The sequence below is a fragment of the Streptomyces sp. NBC_01450 genome (assembly GCF_036227505.1).
Taxonomy (GTDB): Bacteria; Actinomycetota; Actinomycetes; order Streptomycetales; family Streptomycetaceae; genus Streptomyces.
On sequence record NZ_CP109480.1, the window covers coordinates 9,968,401 to 9,991,109 of the forward strand.

17 protein-coding genes and 1 pseudogene are annotated in these 22,709 nt (G+C 70.6%); 13 read left to right on the forward strand and 5 right to left on the reverse strand.

All coding sequences use genetic code 11. From position 1 onward, the window contains the following. Positions 1–9: 9 nt before the first annotated feature. The 4 genes from OG568_RS44515 to nac form a co-directional block, all read right to left on the reverse strand. Positions 10–1,071, reverse strand: a complete 1,062-nt coding sequence (locus tag OG568_RS44515) for an L-idonate 5-dehydrogenase (protein WP_329535689.1) — start codon at positions 1,069–1,071, stop codon at positions 10–12. A gap of 23 nt (positions 1,072–1,094) precedes the next feature. Further along, positions 1,095–1,865, reverse strand: coding sequence for an SDR family oxidoreductase (locus tag OG568_RS44520; protein WP_329535690.1), 771 nt, complete (start codon positions 1,863–1,865; stop codon positions 1,095–1,097). Beyond that, positions 1,862–2,881: a 2-hydroxyacid dehydrogenase gene (locus OG568_RS44525; protein WP_329535691.1), complete on the reverse strand. Its 1,020-nt coding sequence runs from the start codon at positions 2,879–2,881 to the stop codon at positions 1,862–1,864. Before OG568_RS44525 ends, OG568_RS44520 begins: the two co-directional genes overlap by 4 nt. 145 nt (positions 2,882–3,026) lie before the next feature. Further along, positions 3,027–3,965, reverse strand: a complete 939-nt coding sequence (nac, locus tag OG568_RS44530) for a nitrogen assimilation transcriptional regulator NAC (protein ID WP_266418255.1) — start codon at positions 3,963–3,965, stop codon at positions 3,027–3,029. Positions 3,966–4,287: 322 nt separating this feature from the next. On the opposite strand from nac, the gene OG568_RS44535 reads away from it, so the two are divergent. From OG568_RS44535 to OG568_RS44590, 12 genes and pseudogenes are all read left to right on the forward strand, one after another. After that, positions 4,288–5,070 carry a LamB/YcsF family protein gene (locus OG568_RS44535; protein ID WP_329535692.1) on the forward strand — a complete coding sequence of 261 codons (783 nt, stop codon included), beginning with the start codon at positions 4,288–4,290 and terminating at the stop codon, positions 5,068–5,070. Position 5,071: 1 nt separating this feature from the next. Then, on the forward strand, positions 5,072–5,785 hold the full coding sequence (locus OG568_RS44540) for a 5-oxoprolinase subunit B family protein (RefSeq protein ID WP_329535693.1): 714 nt from the start codon (positions 5,072–5,074) through the stop codon (positions 5,783–5,785). Continuing rightward, complete coding sequence (locus tag OG568_RS44545) at positions 5,778–6,764, forward strand: biotin-dependent carboxyltransferase family protein (protein ID WP_329535694.1); 987 nt, start codon at positions 5,778–5,780, stop codon at positions 6,762–6,764. The genes OG568_RS44540 and OG568_RS44545 overlap by 8 nt, the downstream gene beginning before the upstream one ends. Before the next feature lie 90 nt (positions 6,765–6,854). Further along, positions 6,855–8,165 (forward strand): MFS transporter, encoded by a 1,311-nt coding sequence (locus tag OG568_RS44550; protein WP_329535695.1) that lies wholly within the window; start codon positions 6,855–6,857, stop codon positions 8,163–8,165. Positions 8,166–8,218: 53 nt separating this feature from the next. Next, the gene (locus OG568_RS44555) at positions 8,219–8,962 is read left to right on the forward strand and encodes an SDR family oxidoreductase (protein WP_168499282.1); all 744 of its coding nucleotides are present in this window, start codon (positions 8,219–8,221) and stop codon (positions 8,960–8,962) included. A gap of 4 nt (positions 8,963–8,966) precedes the next feature. Continuing rightward, complete coding sequence (locus OG568_RS44560; RefSeq protein ID WP_329535696.1) at positions 8,967–10,211, forward strand: aspartate transaminase; 1,245 nt, start codon at positions 8,967–8,969, stop codon at positions 10,209–10,211. A gap of 9 nt (positions 10,212–10,220) precedes the next feature. Next, entirely contained in the window at positions 10,221–10,895 is a 675-nt protein-coding gene (locus tag OG568_RS44565; RefSeq protein ID WP_266579659.1) for a 4-carboxy-4-hydroxy-2-oxoadipate aldolase/oxaloacetate decarboxylase, read from the forward strand. A 243-nt stretch (positions 10,896–11,138) separates the two neighbouring features. Further along, positions 11,139–11,636 (forward strand): annotated as a pseudogene (locus tag OG568_RS44570) (hypothetical protein); the annotation flags it as partial. A gap of 90 nt (positions 11,637–11,726) precedes the next feature. Continuing rightward, entirely contained in the window at positions 11,727–13,067 is a 1,341-nt protein-coding gene (locus OG568_RS44575) for a hypothetical protein (RefSeq protein ID WP_329536615.1), read from the forward strand. After that, positions 13,064–14,491 (forward strand): vWA domain-containing protein, encoded by a 1,428-nt coding sequence (locus tag OG568_RS44580; protein WP_329535697.1) that lies wholly within the window; start codon positions 13,064–13,066, stop codon positions 14,489–14,491. Before OG568_RS44575 ends, OG568_RS44580 begins: the two co-directional genes overlap by 4 nt. 59 nt (positions 14,492–14,550) lie before the next feature. Beyond that, entirely contained in the window at positions 14,551–15,663 is a 1,113-nt protein-coding gene (locus OG568_RS44585) for an ATP-binding protein (protein WP_266418272.1), read from the forward strand. Next, positions 15,660–18,485 carry a hypothetical protein gene (locus tag OG568_RS44590; protein ID WP_329535698.1) on the forward strand — a complete coding sequence of 942 codons (2,826 nt, stop codon included), beginning with the start codon at positions 15,660–15,662 and terminating at the stop codon, positions 18,483–18,485. Before OG568_RS44585 ends, OG568_RS44590 begins: the two co-directional genes overlap by 4 nt. A gap of 28 nt (positions 18,486–18,513) precedes the next feature. Here the strand turns inward: OG568_RS44590 and OG568_RS44595 are convergent, their stop codons facing one another. Continuing rightward, positions 18,514–19,422, reverse strand: a complete 909-nt coding sequence (locus OG568_RS44595) for an SGNH/GDSL hydrolase family protein (protein WP_329535699.1) — start codon at positions 19,420–19,422, stop codon at positions 18,514–18,516. A 313-nt stretch (positions 19,423–19,735) separates the two neighbouring features. On the opposite strand from OG568_RS44595, the gene OG568_RS44600 reads away from it, so the two are divergent. Continuing rightward, on the forward strand, positions 19,736–22,705 hold the full coding sequence (locus OG568_RS44600) for an aminotransferase (protein ID WP_329535700.1): 2,970 nt from the start codon (positions 19,736–19,738) through the stop codon (positions 22,703–22,705). Positions 22,706–22,709: the final 4 nt, after the last annotated feature.

Sequence of the window (22,709 nt, forward strand, 5' to 3'; positions counted from 1 at the left end):
TCGGACGCGTCAGCGCGGCCGACGGCCTCCCGGGCGAACCGGGTCGGGCGCGGTCAGGTCCAGGAGGACCTTGGAGGCGACGGCCCGGTCGTGGGCGATGTCGAACGCGGCGCGGGCCTCGGCGAGCGGGAAAGTGTGCGTCACGACCGCGTCGACGGGCAGCCCCTGGGCCAGCAGGGCGATCGCCTCGTCGAACTCGGCGTCGAAGCGGAAGGCGCCCCGAAGCTCCAGTTCGCGGGTGACGGCGATGTTGCCCAGCAGGGGCACCTCGCCGGGTGGCAGCAGACCGAGGAGTACGACGGTGCCCCCGCGGCGTACTCGTTCGACGCAGCTTCGTAGACCCGCGGACGCTCCGGACGCCTCGACGGCGATGTCGAACGGGTCCGTCCACGCGTCGTTGTCGGGATCGTCCGCCCGTACCGTCGCGGTGGCCCCGGATGCGGCGGCGATGTGCAAGGGGGTGTCGAGGAGATCACTCACGACGACCTCGGCAGCGCCCCTGTGCCGTAGAACGGCGGTGACCAGGCAACCGATCGGCCCCGCCCCGGTGACCAGGACCCGCTTGCCCGTCACGTCACCGGCCCGGCGCACGGCGTGCAGGGCGACTGACAGGGGTTCGGCCAGGACGGCACGGCGCAGGACGAGCTCTGGTGGCAACGGGCGGATCTGTGCCGCGGGCACGGTGACGAGCTGCGCGAAGCCGCCTTGGACGTGGGGCGTGCGTGCGGCGCTGCCGAGGTAGCGGGTGTCGGCGCAGATGTTGCGGCGGCCGGCCGCGCAGTCGGGGCAGCGGTCGCACGGTGTGGCGGGGTGGACGGCCACCGGGGTTCCCACGGCCGGTCCCTCGCCGTCGGCTCCCAGGGCGGCGACGTGGCCGACGACCTCGTGTCCGAGCACCATCGGCTCCTGGACGGTGAAGTCGCCGACCCTGCCGTGGCGGTAGTAGTGCAGGTCTGATCCGCAGATTCCGCCGAGGGCGACGGCGACGGTCACCTGGCCGGGGCCGGGCGGGACGGGGGAGCGGTGCTCGACGCGGAGGTCTCCTGCCGCGTGGACGACGCAGGCTCGCATGATGGGGTCCTTCCGTTGCGGCGTCACAGGACGGAGAGCATGCCGCCGTCGACGTAGAGCAGTTGCCCGTTGACGAAGTCGGATGCGGGGGAGGCCAGGAAGATCAGGGCGCCCACGAGGTCGTCGACGTCGCCCCAGCGGCCGGCCGGTGTGCGACCGCGGACCCAGGCGCTGAACTCGTCGTCGGCCACCAGGGCCGAGGTGAGTTCGGTGGCGAAGTAGCCGGGTCCGATGCCGTTGACCTGGATGCCCAGCGGGCCCAGGTCGGCGCACATTCCCTTGGTGAGCATCTTCAGGCCGCCCTTGGTGGCGGAGTAGGCGGCGATACCGGGACGGACCGCTTCGCTCTGCAGCGAGCAGATGTTGACGATCTTGCCCTGGCCTCGAGGCGCCATGCGCCGTGCGACCTCGCGTCCCACGAGGAAGGCGCTGGTGAGGTTGGTGTCGAGGAGGCGGTGCCAGTCGGCGTCGGTGAACTCCAGGAACGGGCTGCGGTGTTGGACTCCCGTGTTGTTCACCAGGATGCCGATCGGTCCGATCTCGTCCTCGATACGGGCGATGCCCGCGGTGACGGCCGCCGAGTCCGTCACGTCGAAGGCGGCCGTGCGTACCCGGTTCCCGAACGAGGTCGCGAGTTCCGTAGCGGTCGCCTGCAGGGCGGCGGTGTTCCGTCCGTTGAGGACGACCGTGCAGCCGGCCTCCAGCAGGCCCTTGGCCAGCGCCCTGCCGATGCCGCGGCTGGAGCCGGTGACCAGGGCGGTCTTTCCGGTGATGTCGAACAGTGGGTGGCTCATGAGAGCGCTCCGGCGGTGCCGACGGAGGTGCCGACCGGGGTGCCCGGCACCGGCGGACTGCCGGGCAGGGGCGTTCGGGCGGGGCGTCCGGCGAGGACGTCGAGGATGTTGTCGACCGCCAGGTCGACCATGGCGGCCCGAGTGGCCTCGGTGGCCGACCCGATGTGGGGCAACGTGACCACGTGCGGCTCCGCCACCAGCGGCGACAACTCCGGTCCCATCGGCTCGCGTTCGAAGACGTCGAGCCCCGCGGAGTGCAACCGTCCCTCACGGACGGCATGGAGCAGGGCCTCCTCGTCCACGACACCGCCGCGCGAGGTGCTGACCAGTGTGGCCGTGGGCTTCATCGTGGCCAGTTCGCGGGCCGAGATCAGATGCCGTGTCTCCTCGGTCAGCGGCACGTGCAGCGACACGATGTCGGACTCGGCCAGCAGCGTAGTCAGACCCACCGAGGCCGACAGGTCGTCGTCGGGGACATAGGGGTCGTGGTGGAGCACACGCATGCCGAACCCATGGGCCCGTCGGGCCACCGCGCGGCCGATCTGTCCGTAGCCGATCAGGCCGAGGGTGGCTCCGTGGATGTCCAGGCCGAGGTAGTCGTGCATCCGGAACAGCTCCCAGGAGCCTTCCGCCAGGCTCGCCTCGGCGGCGCCGAGCCGACGGCGGGCGGCGAGGATCAGCGCGAAGGTGAGGTCGGCGGTGGTCTCCGCGAGCACGCCGGGCGTGTGGGTGACGACGATGCCGCGCTCGGCCGCGGCGGCCCGGTCGACGTTGTCGAATCCCATGCTCGCCAGCGCCACGACGCGCAGGCCGGGCCCCGCCGCGTCCATCAGCCCGCCGTCCACCAGGTCGTTCCCCAGTGCCAGCACGCCACTCACTCCGGAGGCGAGCGCGGCGAGGTCAGGGGGCCCGGGCTTCCCGGTCCCCGGCCAGGCCACCACGTCCGCCGCCTCGGACAGGCGGTCCAGACCGCGGCCGGGCAGGTTTTCACGGGTGGTGAGGACACGCTTTTTCATCTATGTCTCCAGTGACGAGCCGTGCATTGTCGACCGGCGTTTCCGAAATAATCCGGTTCCGAAAGAAGCGGGTTCTGGAAGAACCTGGTTCCCGAAAACGCTAGCCGGGGCGTTCACCGGAAACAAATAACGGATTCGTGTGACGCTATCGGCGATCCTTATTCCCGTCGAGGGAACCGGGGGACCCGTCAAAGGTGGTGATCAGTTCAAGGAAGAGATCGTGCACCGCCAAGGCGGGTTCCGACAGGGGCTGATTGTCCGACGTGACCACGGACAGCTTGACCTGGATGACGGGCTCCACGATCCGGCGCACGGACAGGGAGCGGACGTCGAGGATGGCGCGCGCCGCCGACCAGGGCAGGACCGTGGCACCGAGGCCCGCGTCCACGGCGTTGACGAGGGTCAGCGCGGATTCGACCTCGCCCACCACGTTCAGCTGGAGCGACGCCTGTTGGAAGGCGGCGTCCACGACCTGCCGGATCGTGTGGATACGGCTGGGCAGCAACAGGGGCACGCTCGTGAGTTCCTCCAGGCGCACCTCGCCCCCTCCCGGCGGGGCCGTTTCGCCGGGTGCGCCGATCAGGAACAGGTCCTCCGTGCGTACGGGCTCGAACTGCACACCCCGCAGCGGGCCGGCCCCGTAGATGAACGCCATGTCCATCCGGCCCGTCATGATCGCTTCGCTGATCACGCCGCCGAAGTTCTCGTTGATGTGCAGCAGGATGTCCGGGTAGCGCTCGCGCACGCTCTTGAGGAGCGGCAACGCCAGCGCCGCGCCCAGGCTGTAGGGCGCGAGGCCCACCGACACGCTGCCGGCGGGAGCCCGGCCGGAGACGTCGACGGCCGCGTGCGCGAGGTCCACCTGCCGGAGGATCAACTGGGCGTGCCGGTACAGGGCCCGGCCCGCCTCGGTCGGGGCGACCCCGCGTTTGCTGCGGATCAGCAACTGCTGCCCGAACTGTGCCTCCAGCGCGGACAGTTGCTGGCTGAGCGCGGGCTGTGCGATGTGCAGGATGTCGGCCGCGCGCGTGATGCTCCCCGCGTCGATGATCTTGATGAACGAGTACAGACGCCTGGTGTCCATGCGGCGGGCCTTCCACGGGGAGCGGAGCCTCATCGTAGGGAGGGGCCACCTCGAAGCACAGCCCCGGCGAGCCTCAGGTGTGAGGCGGGTCATAGCCGTTCGCGATAACGCCAGACCGAACACATATTGGCGGTCATGCGAGCAGGGGATTAAGTTGAGTCGAACATCCAACCGGAACCGCCCGACAAGGTCGAAGCAAGCCCGCGCCCAGCGATTCCTTCTGCTCTCGGTCATCGTTTGTGCCGGAGAAAAGCGGATCCTTTCCGGATATCACGAAGACGTGCTGACATCTCCCTTCCAGCATTCTCTCCCGGAGGACGTCATGACCCCCATGGTTGATCTCGTCGCCGATCTCGGCGAGGGATTCGGCGCGTACACGATGGGCGACGACGGAGCCCTTTTGGAGATGCTCACTTCCGCCAATGTGGCCTGTGGGTTCCATGCCGGTGATCCGCGCATCATGGACGCCACCGTTCGGACATGCGTGGAGAAGCGGGTGTCCGTGGGCGCTCATCCGAGCTTTCCCGACCTGGTCGGCTTCGGCCGCCGCGCGATGGACCTCACGCCGGAGGAGGTCCGTACGGATGTGCTGTACCAGATCGGCGCCCTCCAGGCGTTCGCCGTCGCGCACGGCACCCGGGTGCACCACGTCGCCCCGCACGGACGCCTGGGCAACCTGGTCGCCGTACGCCCCGACTACGCCCGTGCCGTCGTGGACGCCGTCGCCTCCCTGGACGCGTCGCTGATCATCCTCGCGCAGGACGGTGAACTCGCCGACGCGGCCCGCGCCCGCGGACTGCGCGTGGGCATCGTCGGTATCGCCGACCGCGCGTACCGCGACGACGGGACCCTCGTCCCCCGCTCCGAGCCCGGAGCGGTGATCCACGACCCGGACGAGGTCGCCCGGCGGACGCTGCGGATGGTCACCGAAGGCGTCATCCGCAGCGTCGACGGCACGGACGTCGAGGTCGCCTGCGACACCGTCCTGCTGCACGGAGACAGCCCCGGAGCGATCGCGCTCGCGAGCCGCATCCGTGCACAACTCCTCGCCGCCGGTGTCGAGATCACCTCTCTCGGCAAAGTACTGAGCGGCAAGGGCGTCTGACATGAACAACAACGTGGTGATCACGGACTGCGGCGACTCCGCCCTGGTCGCCAAGGCCGTGGGCCTGGACGCCGAAGCCGCCTGGCGGCTCGTCCACGCCCTCGCCGACGCCCTGGACGCCGTCCGGCTCCCCGGCGTCCACGACATGGTGCCCACCTACGACGCCCTGCTCGTGGAGTTCGACTGCGCCGGCACCGACCACGACACCGTAAGGCGCGTCCTGGCCCACGAGGCCGCCCGCCTCGGTCCGCACCCCGCGAGGACGACACCGCCCCGCCGCTTCGTCGTCCCCGTCGTCTACGGCGGCGAGTACGGGCCCGATCTGCCGGAGGTGGCCGCGCAACTCGGCCTGGCCGAGAGCGAGGTCGTCGCCATCCACTCCGGGACCGATCTCACCGTACGCTGCCTCGGCGCGCCCGCCGGTGCGCCGATGATGGACGGGCCGCCCTTCCCGGTACCGGTGCCGCGGCTGGCGTCGCCCCGCACCCGCGTCGACCCCGGCTCGGTCGCCGTCGCCGGACGGCAGGCGGTCATCTGTCCGATGCCCTCGCCCGGCGGCTGGCCGCTCCTCGGTCGCACCCCCGTACGCGTCCTCGACCCGCACCGCGACCCGATCACCGCGTACCAGCCCGGAGACACCTTCCGGTTCCTCCCCATCAGTCCTGAACAGTGGGACGAGTACGCCGACATGCCCCTGGCGGACTGCCATGGCTGACACCCTCACCATCCGCACCGCGGGCATCGTCACCGTGCAGGACCTCGGCCGGGTCGGCCGCTCCCGCTACGGTCTGCCCGCCAACGGAGCCGCCGACCAGCACTCGGCGCGCGTCGCCAACGTCCTGTGCGGCAACGACGAGCGCGCCCCGCTGCTGGAGATCACGGCCCTCGACTTCGCGTGCGTTCCCTCCAGCGACATCCTCATCGCCGTGACCGGCGCCCCCGCCGACGTGACCGTCGAAGGAACGGTCCGCCCGCAGTGGGAACCGGTGCCCGTGCGCGCCGGTGAGACCGTCCGGGTCACCGGCATCCGGCGCGGACTGCGCGTCTACCTGGCCGTGCTCGGCTCGTTCGAAGCCGACTGTCTACAGGGCAGTTGCGCTCCCGACACCATCCTGGGATTCGGCCCCACCCTGCGCAACGGCGACGAACTCGTCCTGCACGCGGCCTGCCCGCCCATCGACCACCCCTTCTCGCGGATCCCGCTGTTCCGCCTGCACGCACCCGTCCGCCCGTTCCCCACCACCTGGACCATCGACGTCACCGACGGCCCCGACCGGACCGAGTTCGGGAACACGGGACGGCGCCTGTTCGACGCACCCTTCACCGTCAGCCCGCAGAGCAACCACATCGGCCTGCGGCTGCGGGGCGAGGTACCCCGCCGCGTCACCAAGGGCGAGGTGCTCTCCCGCGGCGTCCCCATCGGGGCGATCGAAGTACCGGCAGGGGACGAACTCCTCGTGCTGCACCGCGGCCGCGGCGTCACGGCCGGCTACCCCGTCCTCGCCGTCGTCACCGCCACCGGACTGTCCGACCTGGGGCAGGTGCGCCCGGGGCAGACCATCCGCTTCCGCCACCGCACCCGCGACCAGGCGGTCATGGCCCACCGCTCGCAACGCAACGCCATCGACGCCCTGAGAGGCCGAGTCCGCACGGCCTTCGACACCCTGCGCATTCGCGCCCCCGTCGGCAGCTGAGTTGCCCGCTCCCCGCTCAGCAGCCCCCTTCGCCCGCCCGCACGGAGCCGAACGTCCCTCGTCCCCAGCCTGCTGCCAGACAGGAGAGCCATGAGCACCGTGGCCACTCAGCCGGTCCCCAACACCGTCGACCCCAGAACAGCCCGAAAGGTCACCCTCGCGGGATGCGTCGGGATCTTCGCCGAGCTCTACGACAACGGCATCTTCGGCTTCATGGCCGGAACGCTCGCCGCGGTCTTCTTCCCCGGCTCCGACAACGCCATCCAGCTCGTCTTCCTCGGTTACGCCGTCTCCTTCTTCTTCCGCCCCCTCGGCGCCGTCATCTGCGGCCACCTCGGCGACCGCATCGGACGCCAGCGGATGCTGGTCTTCGTCATCCTGCTCATCAGCGTCGCCACCGCGGCCATCGGCATCCTGCCCACCTACGCGAGCATCGGCGTCGCGGCGCCCGCCCTGCTGGTCCTGTTGCGCGTCGCACAGGGCTTCTCCGTCGGCGGTGAGGCGTCGGGCGCGATGAGCTTCCTCGCCGAGCACGCCCCGGAGGGCAAGCGGGGCCTCTACAGTAGCTATGCGCAGATCGCGTCGTTCCTCGCTCTGCTCACCGGCACGCTGATCGCCGCCGCCATGACCAGCGGACTCGGCACCGAACGCATGGAGTCGTGGGGCTGGCGCATCCCGTTCCTGCTCGCCGTCCCGCTCGGCATCACCGGCATCTACATCCGTAAGCGCATCAGTGACACGCCCAACTTCACACGCCTGCAGGATGAGGGCGGCCTGGCCAAGAACCCCCTCAAGGAGGCGTTCACCTCCGCCGAACACCGCCGAGCGATGCTGCTGGCCCTGTTCATCCCCCTGATGAACGGCTCCGGTTACTACGTCCTGTTCAGCTACATGCCGACCTTCATGAGCAGCGAGCTGGGCTTCGGCAAGGTCCAGGGGCTCCTCGTCACGGCCTCCAGCCTCGTCGCGATCTGTATCGCCATCCCGTACATGGGCCGCCTCTCCGACCGGGTCGGGCGCAAGAAGGTCATCGCCGCAGCCGCGATCACCATGGCCGTCGTCGGCGTCCCCTGTTACCTCCTCATCGGCACCGGCAACGTCGCCCTCGCCGTCGTCGGCGCCTGTGTCATGGCCGTCGTGTTCGCCGGACACACCGGCGTCATCCACATCCTGCTCGTCGAACTCTTCCCCACCCGCGTGCGCTACTCCGCCTACGGCCTGGGCTACAACGTCTCCTCCGCCCTCTTCGGCGGCACGGCCCCGCTGCTGATGACCTACCTCATCGACCGCACGGGCAACGTCAACATGCCGGCCTTCTACGCCGTCGTCACCGCCCTCGGCACGCTCATCGCCGTGTCCCGGGTGCGGGACCGGGCCCACCTGCCGCTGCGCGACGCCTGACGGACATCGCACCCGCACGCCCCCACATCAAGCACATCAAGGAGCACATCAGCATGCCCATCTCCGACTACAGGACGGCCCTCGTCACCGGAGCGTCGACCGGCATCGGAGCCGTGGTCGTCGAGCGACTCGCCAAGCGCGGCCTGGAGGTTCACGCCGTGGCCCGCAACGCCGAACGCCTCGACGCCCTCGCCGACGCCACCGGCTGCATCCCGCACGCCGTCGACATCACCGACACCGAGGCGCTCACCGCCGTCCTGGACGGCCTGGAGATCGACGTCCTCGTCAACAACGCGGGCGTCTCACGCACCGGCAACATCCTGACCGCCGACGAGTTCGCCGTCGACGAGCAGATCGCCGTCAACATCCAGGCGGTCCTGCACCTGGTGCGCCTGCTCATGCCCGGCATGGTCGAGCGCGACCTCGGCCACATCGTCAACATCAGCTCCATCGCCGGCGTCTACAACTTCGGCGGCAACACCATCTACCACGCCACCAAGGCAGCCGTGCACACCCTCTCCCGTCAGCTGCGTGTCGACGGCTACGGCCGCCGCGTCCGCGTCAGCGAGATCTGCCCGGGCCGTGTGGAGACGGAGATCTTCGGCCGCCTGCTCGGTGACATGGAGGCCGCCCAGCGTGAGTACTACGACGGCTACGAGTCCCTCAAGCCCGAAGACATCGCCGACGCCATCGAGTTCGCCGTCGACTCGCCCCGGCACGTCAACATCGGCCACATCGAGATCCTGCCCACCTTCCAGGTGCCCGGCGGCCTCAACTTCGAGCGCCGGGAAGGCTGATCACATGAACACGGCAGACCGTGCGAACACCGCGGAGCGGGTGCGCCGTATCAACCCCTCGCCCAGCACGGCGGCGGCGCAGCGCGTGCGCGAACTCAAGAGCCAGGGGCTCACCATCCTCGACCTGACCGTGGGCGAGCCCGACTTCGACACTCCCGACCACGTCAAGGCCGCCGCGATCCGGGCCATCGAGGCGGGCGAGACCAAGTACACCCCCGTGAACGGCACCCCGGCCCTGCGCGCCGCGATCGCCGGGAAACTCCGCGAGCGCCACGGCCTGGAGTTCACCGACGCGCGGATCACCGTCGGCGGCGGAGCCAAGCAGGTCATCTTCCTCGCCCTGATGGCCACCCTGGACGAAGAGGACGAGGTCATCGTCCCCGCCCCGTACTGGGTCTCCTATCCCGACATGGTCCGCGCCAACGACGGCACCCCGGTGGTCGTCGACTGCCCCGAGGCGGACGGCTTCAAGCTGACACCGGAGCGGCTCGCGGCGGCGATCACCGAGCGCACGCGCTGGGTCGTCCTCAACACCCCCGGCAACCCCACCGGATCCGCCTACGCCAGCGGCGAACTGCACGCACTGGCCCAGGTGTTGCTGGAACACCCCCACGTCCGCGTCCTCACCGACGAGATCTACGACGAGATCTGGTACGGCGACGAGGACACCCCGTCCCTGGCGGCCGTCGAACCCCGGCTGTCCGAGCGGGTGTTCCTCACCAACGGCGTCTCCAAGACGTACGCGATGACCGGGTGGCGCATCGGGTACGGGGTGGGCCCGACGGACCTGGTGACCGCGATCAACACGCTCCAGTCCCAGACCTCCTCCTGCCCCTCCTCCGTGAGCCAGGCCGCCGCGGCCGCCGCGCTCACGGGGCCCCAGGACTTCGTCCGGGACACCGTCCGTGTCTACCGCGCCCGCCGCGACGCGACCGTGAAGCTCATCAACGACGTACCCCGGCTCAGCTGCACCGTCCCCGACGGCGGCTTCTACCTCCTCGTCAACTGCCGAGACACCATGGGACAGTTGACGCCGGACGGCAGCCGCATCGAGAACGACGAGGACTTCGCCCGCTACCTCCTCGACAGCCGGCAGGTGGCGGTGATCCACGGAGCCGCGTACGGCGCACCCGGCTACTTCCGCATCTCCTTCGCGACGTCGACGGACGTCCTCACCGAGGCCTGCGAACGCATCGCGACGGCCTGCGCCGCACTGACCTCCGCTCCTTCCGCCGTTCCCTCCGCCTGAAAGGTCACCATGATCCGCGTCAGCACCAAGTTCGAGCGGCCGGAGCCCGCCGCGGTCGAGCGACTGAGCGCCTTCTCCTCGGCGACCATCCACGAGGCACAGGGCCGACTCGGGGCGCTGGACTCGGCCATCAAGCCGGTCGACCACCGGATGTCCCTGTGCGGCCCCGCCTTCACCGTCCAGTGCGCCCCACGCGACAACCTCATGCTGCAGACCGCCATCGCCTACGCACGCCCGGGGGACGTCGTGGTCGTGTCCGCCGGCGCCTACGAGGAGGCGGGCTCCTTCGGAGACGTCCTCGCCAACGCCTGCCAGGCCAAGGGCCTCGGCGGCCTGATCACCGACACGGGTGTCCGGGACACCGAGGACCTGCGCGCCCTGGGCTTCCCCGTCTTCTCCCGCAGTGTGTCCATCAAGGGCACGGTCAAGGAGACCGTTGGACCGATGTGCGAACCGGTCACCGTCGGCGGCGTGCTCGTCCGCCCCGGCGATGTGATGCGGGCCGACGCCGACGGCGTGGTCGTCGTCCGCCGCGAGGACGTCGCCGAGACGGTCGCCGCCTCACAGGAGCGGGTCGACGCCGAAGCGGGGTACATCGCGGCGTATCGGGCGGGCAGGACGGTCGTCGAAATCTGCGCTCTCGCGCCGCTTCTCGCGGCCAAGGGGCTGGTGATCGAGGACTAGAACCTGTCCGGCGGATCGACATCGGAGGGAGGCGACGGCGCCGGATCAGCACGGGTGAGCTGTCGCCTGGTGGTACGCGCCCGCCCCCTCGGGCGCCTCCCCGCCGACGAGCAGGCTCCGCGCACCGACCTTCCCACCTCGGCCGTCGTCCGCGAAACGGCGTTGTCAGTGGTCGCCACTATGTTCAGTCGTGTCCGGCCGAAGTGGCGCGGAAGTCCCCTCTGATGCATAGGAGATGGTGCGTTGTCGGATTGGGAGAGGTCGAGCACGGCACGGGTGACAGCGCCCGCGCGGCCGCGGAAGCTCGCCAAGGTGCCCTTCGTCGAGCTGGCCGACGGGCGCCTCCAGGGCGTGGTGTCCAGCGGCTCCGACATCGAGCGGGTCTACGTCTCGTCGGTCGCGGCCGGCACCTACGCGTTCGCCTGCAGCACCAACAACAACCGCCCCTGCGGCGGCGCGCGGGGCATGTTCTGCAACCACATCCGGGCCCTCGTCAACGAGGCGGTGCTGCAGTACGGCGCTGAGCGCGTCGCCCGCTACCTGAGGGTCGAGCTCGCGGACGGTGAGCCGAGCGGACAGACCATCGCCCACGTCATGGGCACCACCCGGCCGGCGCAGGGAGACACCAAGGCCGCCGCGCCCGTCTTCAGCCGGTTCCTGCGCCACCTGGCCTATCTGGAACTCGCGCCGACCACCGCACCGTTGCCGGAGATGCAGTGGTTCCCGCCGACCAGGGCGGTGCAGACGGGGGTGCCCCCGCGCGAGCTCGGTTCGAGCGTGGGGGAGGGCGCGGACCTGCTCTCCGACAGCATCACCGGGCTCGACGAAGCGATGGCGGCCGTGGACGCCTTCGACCAGGCTCTCGTCGCGGGCCTGCTCCGTCCACAACCCTCCCAGGCCGCCGGTCCGACCGAACTCGCGCACGCCGTCGCGGGGACACCACTGGCCGCCAGAGTTTCCGAGGCGGCGGAGAAGGCGGCGGCCGGAGCAGCCGACGAAGACCACTTCGTCGCCCTCGCCGCAGCCCGCACCGCACTGCTCGGCTCCGTCCACGACGCACTGATGACCCGCGTCACGGAGGTGACCGGTCGACCCCGCGGCGAGGAGACCGTCCCGGTGACCGGTGGGCAACAGGCGGCGAACCTGCTCGCCGCCGCCCGCGCCTGGCTCTGCGACCTCGCGCGCGCCGGATGGCAGGGAATCGACCACGAGGTGGTCTCCGGGGCGGCGCAAGTCGTCTCCGCGATGCTTCCGGACCCGTCGCTGCGCCGACTGGCGACGCTTCTCGACGGCTTCGCCGCCGAACTGGCCGCGTCCTGCCCGGGCTCCGCCCTGGAGAGGATCCCGGCACGCCGCTGGGGCGACCTCTGGGCACGCGGGATGCTGCTGACGCTGCCCGGTGCCGCCGACACGCCGACGCCGGGCAGCGCCACCGGTCGTCTGCTGCCCCTGGGAGTCGACCTGCAGGAACACGCGACCGCGGCGCAGGCCCAGGTCCACGCGGTGTTCGAACCCGCCGACGGCTCCGCGCCCGGCCTGGTGCGCGCCACCGTGTCGGTGCCCAAACCCGACACGGTCGTCGGAGCCGGCCTCTGGCGGCTGCTGCGCCCGCACATGTCGCTTCTGGCAGCCGTCGGCGCAGGCCGCTCGATGGAGCTCACCGACATGCCGGTCACCGCCGAGGGCGACCTGATCTGGAGCGACGAGCACGCCCGCCCGAGCGAGCCCGCCGACGCCTTCACCACCGCCCGCGTCGCCCTGTCCACCGCCGCCGACCCGGCGACCGCACCGCTGGACCGGCACCCGACGCGCATCGCCGCCCCCGTGTTCCTGGAGGGCTACGCCGCCCAGAAGGACGACGAGACACTGACGTTCACGGTCGCCGGACACGCTCTCGCCGTCGACACCGACCGCGTTCCGACCGCCGGCCCGCTCACCCCCGAGGCCGTCGCGACCTCGAACGCCTGCATAGGGCTGCTCCGCTGGGACGCCGGAACGTATCGCGTCCAGCCCCTGGCCGTGGAGACGACCGTGCGGAAGAAACCAGTCGCGCTCCACGCCGGGGCATGGGCCGGGGGCACGACCGACAAGGTCGGCGTCAGGGCCGAGAAGGCCGCCACCGACGCCGTGGCCGTGCTGCGGGAGCGCGCCGGAAGGCTGCTGCGGAAATGACCGACGCGACGACCCCGACCCACCCCGAGGTGGACCCCCACGACAACCGCCGTCAGGTTCTGTACTGGCGGCTCCTCGCCCGGCTCTTCGACCACGAGGAGCAGGCCACGCTGGAGTCGGCGAGCCTCGCCGTCGTCGAGGACATCGGCCTGCCGCCCGCGCTGCTGGACCCGGGTGCCTCCGTCGACTCGATCGTGCAGCGCCATCCTGAACTGGCCGCCGAGTTCGACGGTCTGATGGTGCCCGAGACCGACGACGAGGCCCAGGACCGGTCGGCCGAAGTACGGCGCGCGGCACTGGTGTCGAAGGTGCTGCTCAACGTCTTCGCCGCCGGCTCCGGCACGGTCACCGCCGGACAGCTGGCGCGCTGGCAGTCCGACGCGGGCTGGCTGGAGCGCGCCCTCGGCTGCAAGCCGGGCGAACTGCGCGGCGGCCGCGCGGGGGCGGGGTCCGGGGCGGGCGCCGCGGGACCCGGGGTCAGCCCGACCGGCACCGGCGGCCCGGGCACGACTCCCGACCTGAGCCGGCTGATTCCGGCGATCGGCCCGGAACTCGGCGCGATCGAGGCCGACCTCGTCAAGCGCATGCGCCTGCGCGAGGTACTGGCCGACCCCAGGCTCGCCGCGCAGCTGACCCCGAGCATGTCGCTCATCGAGCAACTGCTGCGGGACAAGAACAACCTCTCGGGCGTGGCCCTGGCCAACGCCAAGTCCCTGATCCGCCGATTCGTCGACGAGGTCGCCCAAGTGCTGCGCACCCAGGTGGAGAAGACCGCGGCGGGCGCACTGGACCGCTCCGTCCCGCCCAAGCGGGTGTTCCGCAACCTCGACCTCGACCGCACGATCTGGAAGAACCTCACCAACTGGAGCCCGGAGGAGGAGCGGTTGTACGTCGACCGCCTCTACTACCGGCACACCGCGCGCAAGACGACGCCCCAGCGGCTGATCGTCGTCGTGGACCAGTCGGGCTCGATGGTCGACTCGATGGTGAACTGCACCATCCTGGCGTCCATATTCGCCGGGCTGCCGAAGGTGGACGTCCATCTGATCGCGTACGACACCCAGGCGCTCGACCTCACACCATGGGTGCACGATCCCTTCGAGACCCTGCTGCGCACCAACCTCGGGGGCGGCACCGACGGCACGGTCGCCATGGCCCTGGCCCAGCCGAAGATCGCTGAGCCCCGTAACACCGTCGTGGTGTGGATCTCCGACTTCTACGAATGGCGGTCCGAGCCGCTGTTCGACAGCATGGCCGCCATCCACCGCTCGGGAGCCAAGTTCATCCCGGTCGGCTCGGTGACCAGCTCCGGACGCGGCAGCGTCAACCCGTGGTTCCGCGAGCGCTTCAAGGACCTCGGCACGCCGGTGCTCTCCGGCCACATCCGCAAGCTCGTCCACGAGCTCAAGACGTTCCTCGCGTAGGCGTTTCGCCCGCTCGGTTACTTCTCACTTACTTGTTTCCCGTTCAGAAAGGCTCTGTGATGTCCGAACTGCTGCGCGCCCCCGCCGAGATCAAGTTCGCCGAGGAACTGGACTGGCTGGAGTCCGTCGACGACAACCCCAAGCCCTTCTCCTGGCGGCTGTCCCCGAAGATGGTCCGTCTGTTCATCCTGGGCTCCGAGCGCTCCGACGGCCTGGACCGGGAGATCTCGCAGAAGTGGTTCGGCGACCGCAGTTTCGTCGAGCGGTCCATCGTCACGCTGGCCTCCGACCGTGGTCTGCTGCTCATCGGCGACCCCGGCACCGGAAAAAGCTGGCTGGCCGAGCTGCTGTCCGCCGCGATCTCCCGCAACTCCACGCTGGTGGTCCAGGGCACGGCCGGTACCACCGAGGACCACATCAAGTACTCCTGGAACGTGTCCATGGTCATCGCCAAGGGCCAGTCGAGGGAGTCGATGATCCCCTCGCCGATCATGACCGCGATGGAGACCGGCGCGATCGGCCGTTTCGAGGAACTCACGCGGTCCACCAGCGACGTGCAGGACGCGCTGATCTCGATCCTGTCCGAGAAGTACATCTCGGTTCCCGAGCTGGACAGCGACAACATCGTCTTCGCGCAGCCCGGCTTCTCGATCATCGCCACCGCCAACAGTCGTGACCGGGGTGTCAACGACCTGTCCTCGGCGCTCAAGCGGCGCTTCAACTTCGTACGCATCCCCGTGGTGACGAACAAGAAGAGCGAGGCGGAGATCGTCCGCTTCCGCACCGAGGAACTGCTGGGCCGTCACCAGATCGAGCTGGACGTGCCGCCGACCCTGCTCGACGTGCTGCTGCAGAGCTTCGCCGACCTGCGCGCCTCCGCCGCCGCGGCCGGCAGTGACGACGAGAAGCTGGAGTCCGCGCTGTCCACCGCAGAGCAGATCGGCGTGCTCGAGGACGCGATCCTGCACAGCAACTTCTTCGGCGAACGCGCCCTGACCGCCCACACCCTGGCCTCCTCGCTCGTCGGTTCACTGGCTCGACGCGAGCCCGAGGACCTGGCCATCCTCAACAAGTACCTGCACGGCGTGGTCGAGCCGCGCAGCAAGGAAGAGGGGGGATCCTGGCCGGAGTTCCTGGAGGGCGGCCGCGACGCGATCGCCACCCTGTCATGAGCGGCACGCACGAGAGCACGCACAAGAGCACGCATGAGGGCACCTTCGAAGCGCTGCGCGCGCAGTTGCAGGGGGCCGCCGCGACGCTGGCCGACGGGCCCGACGCCCTGGAGGGCATCCTCCTCGGCATCGTCGAGGACGTCGACCGCGCGGTGCGCGAGCCCCTGGAGATCTTCCCCGTCTGCCACCACTCGCCCGCCTCGGCGCTCGCCATGGCACGCCGGCTGCGGGAGAAACAGCCGAAGGTCGTGTACCTGGAGCTGTGCGAGGACATGGCGCCGCTGCTGACCGAACTGCGCAACTGCCGGCTCCCGGTGGCGGTCCAGGCCTTCGCGACCGAGATCGACGGCTTCCCGGCCGAGTGGTCCCCGCTGTCGGTGGTCGCACCGATCACCGAGGCCTCCGCCGAGTACCAGGCGATCGCCTACGCACTGGACACGCCCGGCGTCGAACTGGTCCTCGTCGACCGTTCCTCGGACCACGTCTTCCAGTGGGACGCGCGCGGGACGCACGCCGGCGAGAGCGCCGACCCCGACGCGCCGCCCGTCGAGGAGGAGGCCGCGCTGCACGGCGACGCGGTCGGCGTGGAGATCGGCGACCTGCGCCCGCGCTTCGCCGAACTGGAGGAACACCTGCTGCGGCACGGCAGGGTCCGGCACTGGTCGGAGTGGTGGCACCAGTACGTCGAACTGCCGCTCGGCGACAGCGACCACGACACCTACCGCCAGGTGATGCTCCTGATCGGCAGCCTCTTCCGGCGCCTCGCACCCGGCGACCCGCACCGGGTGCGGGTGGACGAGGACCGTGAGCGCTACATGTGGACCAGGATGCGTGAGCACCTGACCGCGACCGGCACCGATCCCGACGACTGCCTGTATGTCTGCGGAGCCTTCCACGCGGCCAGCAGGGTCGAGGAGTTCGGCGTCCACGGCACCGACACCTTCGAGATCGCCCCGCGCAGCGCGACCAAGTGGCAGCACGGGCTGATCCCGTCCAGCCACGCGGCGATCGAGGCGCAGTTCGGTCTTGCCGCCGGTTCGGTGTCGATCGCCGCGACCGTCTGGGCGAAGAACGTCAGCCGCACCCGCGTGAAGCCCTACCGCCTGGCGGGGCAGGCGGGAGCGAAGAAGTCGAAGGCGAAGAAGACCGTCGCCACGGCGGCTCCGGTACCGGCGCTCCCGCCCGCGGACAAGCTGACCGGCTTTCTGCGTCGGCCGCCCGTCCTCGACCGGCTGGACGAGGACGAACTCCTCGGCTGGTCCGTGGAGATCGTGCGCGCCGCGCGCCGCAACGGTTACCTCGCCTCCACCGCCGACGCCATCGCCGTGTTCGAGACGTCGATCCTGCTGGCCGGGATGCGCGACCGGGCCAGGCCGACTCCGTACGACTTCCAGGACGCGGCCGTCACCTGCATCGAGAAGGACACCGTGCCGGGCCGGCGCGATGTGCGTCGGCTCGTGGAGATCATGATGGGGGGCGACCGGGTCGGCCAGGTCGGCTACGACGCGCTGCCACCGCTGGCGCGCGACGTGCACGACCGGCTCGCGCCGCTGCAGTTGAAGCTCCAACAGCGAGGTGTGCAAAGGGCGTTGCTGAACATAGCCGCCCAGCCGGAACTGGAGCGGTGCTCCGACGTGTTGTGGATGCTCCGTCATCTGATGCCCCAGGGCGCTGCACGGCCGATCATGGGCGAGCGGAAGTTGGGGGAGCGGTCGATCCAGGAGTCGTGGGACCTGGCGCTGGGCACCCACCAGCGTGCGCTCATCGAGCTCGGCTACGAAGGCGTCAGCATCGAACAGGTCCTCGAACAGCGTCTGCGCCGGACGGCGTACGGACCGCAGGCCACCACGGCGACGGTTCTGGGCACCGTCGAGGACGCGACACTGTACCTGCGCAGCCGCCGCCTCGCGGACGAACTGGGCACCCGTGCCCTGGAGGTGCTGGCCACCGAACGCAGCGTCGACGGCGCGCCGGAGGTGCTGCGCCGGGTGCGCCGGCTGCTGGCGTACTACCGCACCAGCGAGCCGACGCTGCCGCCGTGGATCGAGTCCTTCGTCAAGACCGGGTACGCGCACTACTGCACCCTGCTGCCGACGGCGTTCACCGACGAGGACGCCACGGTCCGCCACGTGGCGGCGATGCTGGGCTTCCTGTTCAGCATGGAGAGCCTGGCACTGTCGCTGGGCTGTGACCGGACCCAACTGGAGCTGGCCGTCGGCCAGTCGCATCCGGCGGACCCCGCGAAGACCGCGCTGTTGTGGGCGGCGCAGACACAGCTGGGGACCCTCTCCCGCGCGGACCTTCGGACGAGGTGCGACGAGCTGCTGGGCAACCCCCTGGTGGTGCCCGCCTATCCGCGCTACCTGAGCGGCTTCGTACAGGCCCTGGAGCCCGTCCCGGCCCTCACCGACTTCGTGGTGGAAGCGGTGTCGAACGCTTTCGGACGGCTGCCGGACCCGGTGCTCCTGCCGTGGCTGCCCACGCTGATCAGCACGCTGCGCTCGAGCGGCACCGAGCTGGCCCCGCTCCTGATCCGGGAGGCCGGACGGATCTTCCCCGGCCGGTTGGCGGCGCTGGACGCGTGGGTGCCGCCGTGGCGGGCGGAGTCGGCGCCGCAGGCCCTGCCCTCGGCGCGGAGCGCGGGCGACCGCCGGGGTGTCGCGCTGCTCGCCGCCCACCCCGCGACGTGCGACGCGGTGGCGAGTCTGCTGGGCTGCGACGGTACGTGGCGGACGGCGGCCCCCGTCCCGTCCGGGGCGGCGCTGGTCGGTCTTCATCCCGATACGGCGGTGGCACTGGAGGCGCTGCTGGCCGGCCCCTGACATCAGGTCCGAGGAGATCAGCCGGGTGCTATTCGAGGCCGAAGTCCCCTGGCATCGGCCGGAGTTGGAAGAGCCGGGCGGGGACGGTGTCCGCGAGGACCTGGTAACCGGCCGGATTGAGGTGGAGGTGGTCGCCCACGTCGATCGCGGTCAGGAGACGGGCCGGTTGCCGGGGGTCCCGGGCCGCCCGGTCGAAGTCGACGACGGCGTCGAAGCGGCCGCTCGTGCGGATCCACTGGTTGACCGCCTGCCGGGAGGCCTCTCGGTACCCGGCCGCGTCGTCGTACCCGGTGTTGCCCCCGAAGGGAGTCAAGGTCGCTCCGTACACCCGGATGCCCTGTGCGTGAGCCCTCACGACGTTCTGTTCGTAGGCCGCGATCAGATCCGCCGTGACCTGTTTCTGGGCGGCTTCGGTGGGCTCGGCGGTGCCGATGTCGTTGACGCCCTCGAAGACCAGCAGCCACGCGACACCACTCGGCGCGAGGACGTCACGGTCGAGCCGGGCCAGAGCATTGGGTCCCAGCCCGTCGTGGAGCACGCGGTTGCCGCCGGCCGCCTGGTTGAGGATCGCGGTCCCGGACGAACTCTCCACGGAGACCGAGGTGATCGGCAGCGCCGCGCCGCCGAACGCGTTGGAGAAGCGCAGCCGCAGCTGCCGTCCGCCGACCGACACATGGACGGTCTGCCGCAGGGTCGCGTCGGCGAGCACCCGGCTGCCCTGCGTGAACGGCGCGGGCGGCATGTTGGCGGGTTCGGTGAGCTGCGGCATGGAGACCCAGGTGTTCACCCAATGCCCGTTCGACGGCTGATGCGTTGCGGTGGGGCGAGACGACCCGGGGCCGACGTCCGCCGCCCGTACGGCGGACGAGGCGACCACGAAGGCGGCCGCGAACAGCCCCGCGACCACCAGACTCACGATCGACGATCTTCGATTCATGGATGTGCGCCCTCCCTGATCCCCGTGATGCCGGGTTTCCAGTGATGCCGGTGAGGAAGCTGAACCGTTGCAGTGGCGCACGCTAAGGCATCCCGCCGGGAGGCCGGGCTACGCTTCCCGGCCGTTCTGCACCGGGTGGGTGCGGGGGCCGGTCCGGGTGCGGGTACGGGGGCGGCTTCGGGGCGGCCAGGAGATCGCCCACGGGATCGTTGACACACGTCAGCGGGCGAACCTACGGTTGCCGGAACGTTCCGGCACCCCTTGCGCCGGACCCCGCGCACGTGCGGCGTGCCGAACAGAAGCGAGCGACCCCATGGGCATTCCGTCCGCCGACTGGCTGGTGCGGCCGATCGGTCCTGTCGACGAAGCCGAGGTGGCGGCGGTGCTCGCGGAGCGGTTCGGGGTGACGGGAACCATCCAGGACCTGGGCAGTCAGCAGGACCGCAACTACCGCGTGCGTACGGGAACGGGGGACTACGTCCTCAAGATCGCGAACCCCGCCTCGGACCCGGCCGCGCTGCGCGCCCAGTGCGCGGCCGTGGAGCGCCTGTCCGACGTGCTGTCCGGACTGAGGCTGCCGAGAGCCCACGCCGGCGTCGACGGCGAGGTGGTGCAGCCGCTCAGCGCGGGCGGCGTGGACCTCGTGTGCCGTCTGCTGGACTACGTGCCCGGTGAGCCGATCATGGACAGCCGCTATCTCGCACCAGCGGTCGTGGCCAGGCTGGGCGAACTCGCCGGACGTGTCGTGGCCGGGCTCGCCGACTGCGAGGGCATCGAGCCGGAACGGCCCCTGCTGTGGGACCTGCGCAACGCGCTCAACGTGGTCGAGACGCTCGCACCCCACCTGCCCGACCAGGACCGGGCCGCGCGGGTGCTGCGCGCGTCCCGAGCCGCGCACACGTTGCTCGAGCCGTACGTGGACCGCCTGCCGGTACAGGTCATCCACGGCGACGTCACCGACAACAACGTGGTGTGCGAGCCGGCGAGGGACGGCCGCCGGATGCCGGTCGGCGTGATCGACTTCGGTGACCTCGGTCTCGGCTGGACGGTGGCCGAACTGGCGGTCACCTGTGCCTCCGTGCTCCATCATCACGGGGCCGGACCGGCATCGGTGCTGCCCGCCGTGCGGGCCTTCCACGCGGTGCGGCCCCTCGCGGACGAGGAACTGGACGTGCTGTGGCCACTGGTCGTGCTGCGGACCTCCGTCATGGTGGTGAGCGGCCAGTACGACACCCTGCTGGACCCCGGCAACAGCTATGCCTCGGTCGCGCTGGACCGCGAGTGGGCGATGTTCGAGGCCGCGGTGTCGGTCCCGACCGAGGCGATGACGGCCCAGTTGCGGCACGCCCTCGGCCGCCCGTTGGCACAGCTGATACCGGTGGCCGAACATGCGCTGCTGCCTGGCTTGCCGGACGACGTGGTCAGCCTCGACCTGTCCGTGACGAGCGAGGAACTGCACACGGGACGCTGGCTGGCGCCCGACGCCGAGACCGCCCTGGCCCGGGCCGCCCTCGCGGCGGGCCACACGGCCGCGCGGACCCGGCACGGCGAGTTCCGGCTCACGCGCACCACCGTCGACGACTCCGCCCCCGCCGCGACCTGCGCCCTCGGCGTGGAGCTCCATATCGCCCGTCCGACGGAGATACGGGCTCCCTGGGCGGGCACGGTCACCCGGTACGGCGACACCGGCATGACGCTGCGCACGGGAGGGTTGGACCTGCTGCTGGACGGCGTCGACGCACAGGTCCGGCCCGGACCCGTCACCGCCGGGCAACCGCTCGGAACGGTGGCCGACCGAGAAGGCGTATGGGTGCTGGGCGTCCAGCTCTCCCGACCGTGCGCCACCTGGGACCGACCGCCACGGTTCGCGACGCCGGACCTGGCCGCCGGATGGCTGGAGGTGTGCCCGGACCCGACCCGCCTCTTCCTCGTCCCGGACGCGTCGCCCTCCGCTCCCGACGACGCGCCGCTCACCGCCCGCGATGCCCAACAGGCCGTCGCGGAAGCGGAGTTGCTGGAGCGGCGCGACCAATCCTTCGCCACCGTCCAGGAGCACTACTTCGAGGCGCCGCCCCAGGTCGAACGCGGCTGGCGGCACCATCTGGTGGACACCCGGGGCCGCGGCTACCTCGACATGCTGAACAACGTGACCATCCTCGGCCACGGCCACCCCGGGCTCAGCGAAGCCGTACACCGACAGTGGCAGCGGCTGAACACCAACTCCCGCTTCCACTACGCCTCGGTGGTCGAGCTCTCCGAGCGGCTCACCGGACTCCTCCCGGCCGAGCTGGACACCGTGTTCCTGGTCAACAGCGGTTCCGAGGCCGTGGACCTGGCCCTCCGGCTCGCCTGGGCGACGACCGGCCGCCAGGACGTCGTCGCGGTCGAGGAGGCCTACCACGGCTGGACCTACGCGAGCGACGCGGTGTCGACCTCGATCGCCGACAACCCGAACGCCCTTGTCTCGCGGCCGCCGTGGGTGCACACCGTCGCGGCACCCAACTCCTACCGGGGCCGTCACCGGGGACCGCAGGCCCGGCGGTACGCTCCCGAAGCCGCCGCCCGGATCCGTGAACTGGCCGAACAGGGACGCCCCTTGGCCGCCTTCGTGTGCGAGCCGTACTACGGCAACGCGGGCGGCATGGCCCTCCCCGACGGCTATCTCCGGCAGGTGTACGAGGCCACCCGTGACGTCGGAGGGCTGTGCGTCGCCGACGAGGTCCAGGTCGGCTACGGCCGGCTCGGTTCGCACTTCTGGGGATTCGAACAGCAGGGCGTGGTGCCGGACATCGTGACCGTCGCCAAGGCGATGGGCAACGGGCATCCGCTGGGCGCGGTGATCACCCGGCGCGAGATCGCCGACGCCTACCGTACGCAGGGCTACTTCTTCTCCTCCGCGGGCGGCAGCCCGGTGAGTTCGGTGGTCGGGCTCACCGTTTTGGACGCACTGCGCGACGAGGACCTCCAGACCAACGCCTGTGACGTCGGTGGCTACTTGAAGGACCGGCTCCTCGAACTCGCCGAGCGGCACCCACTGATCGGCGCGGTGCACGGCTCGGGGCTGTATCTGGGCGTCGAGTTCGTCCGGGACCGCGAGAGCCTGGAACCGGCGACCGAGGAGACGTCCGCGATCTGCGACCGGCTGCGCGAAATCGGCGTGATCGTCCAGCCGACCTCGGACCGGCAGTGCGTGCTGAAGATCAAGCCACCGCTGTGCCTGACCCGACGGAGCGCCGACGTGTTCGCCGATGCCCTGGACGACGTACTGACGCACGGCTGGTGACACA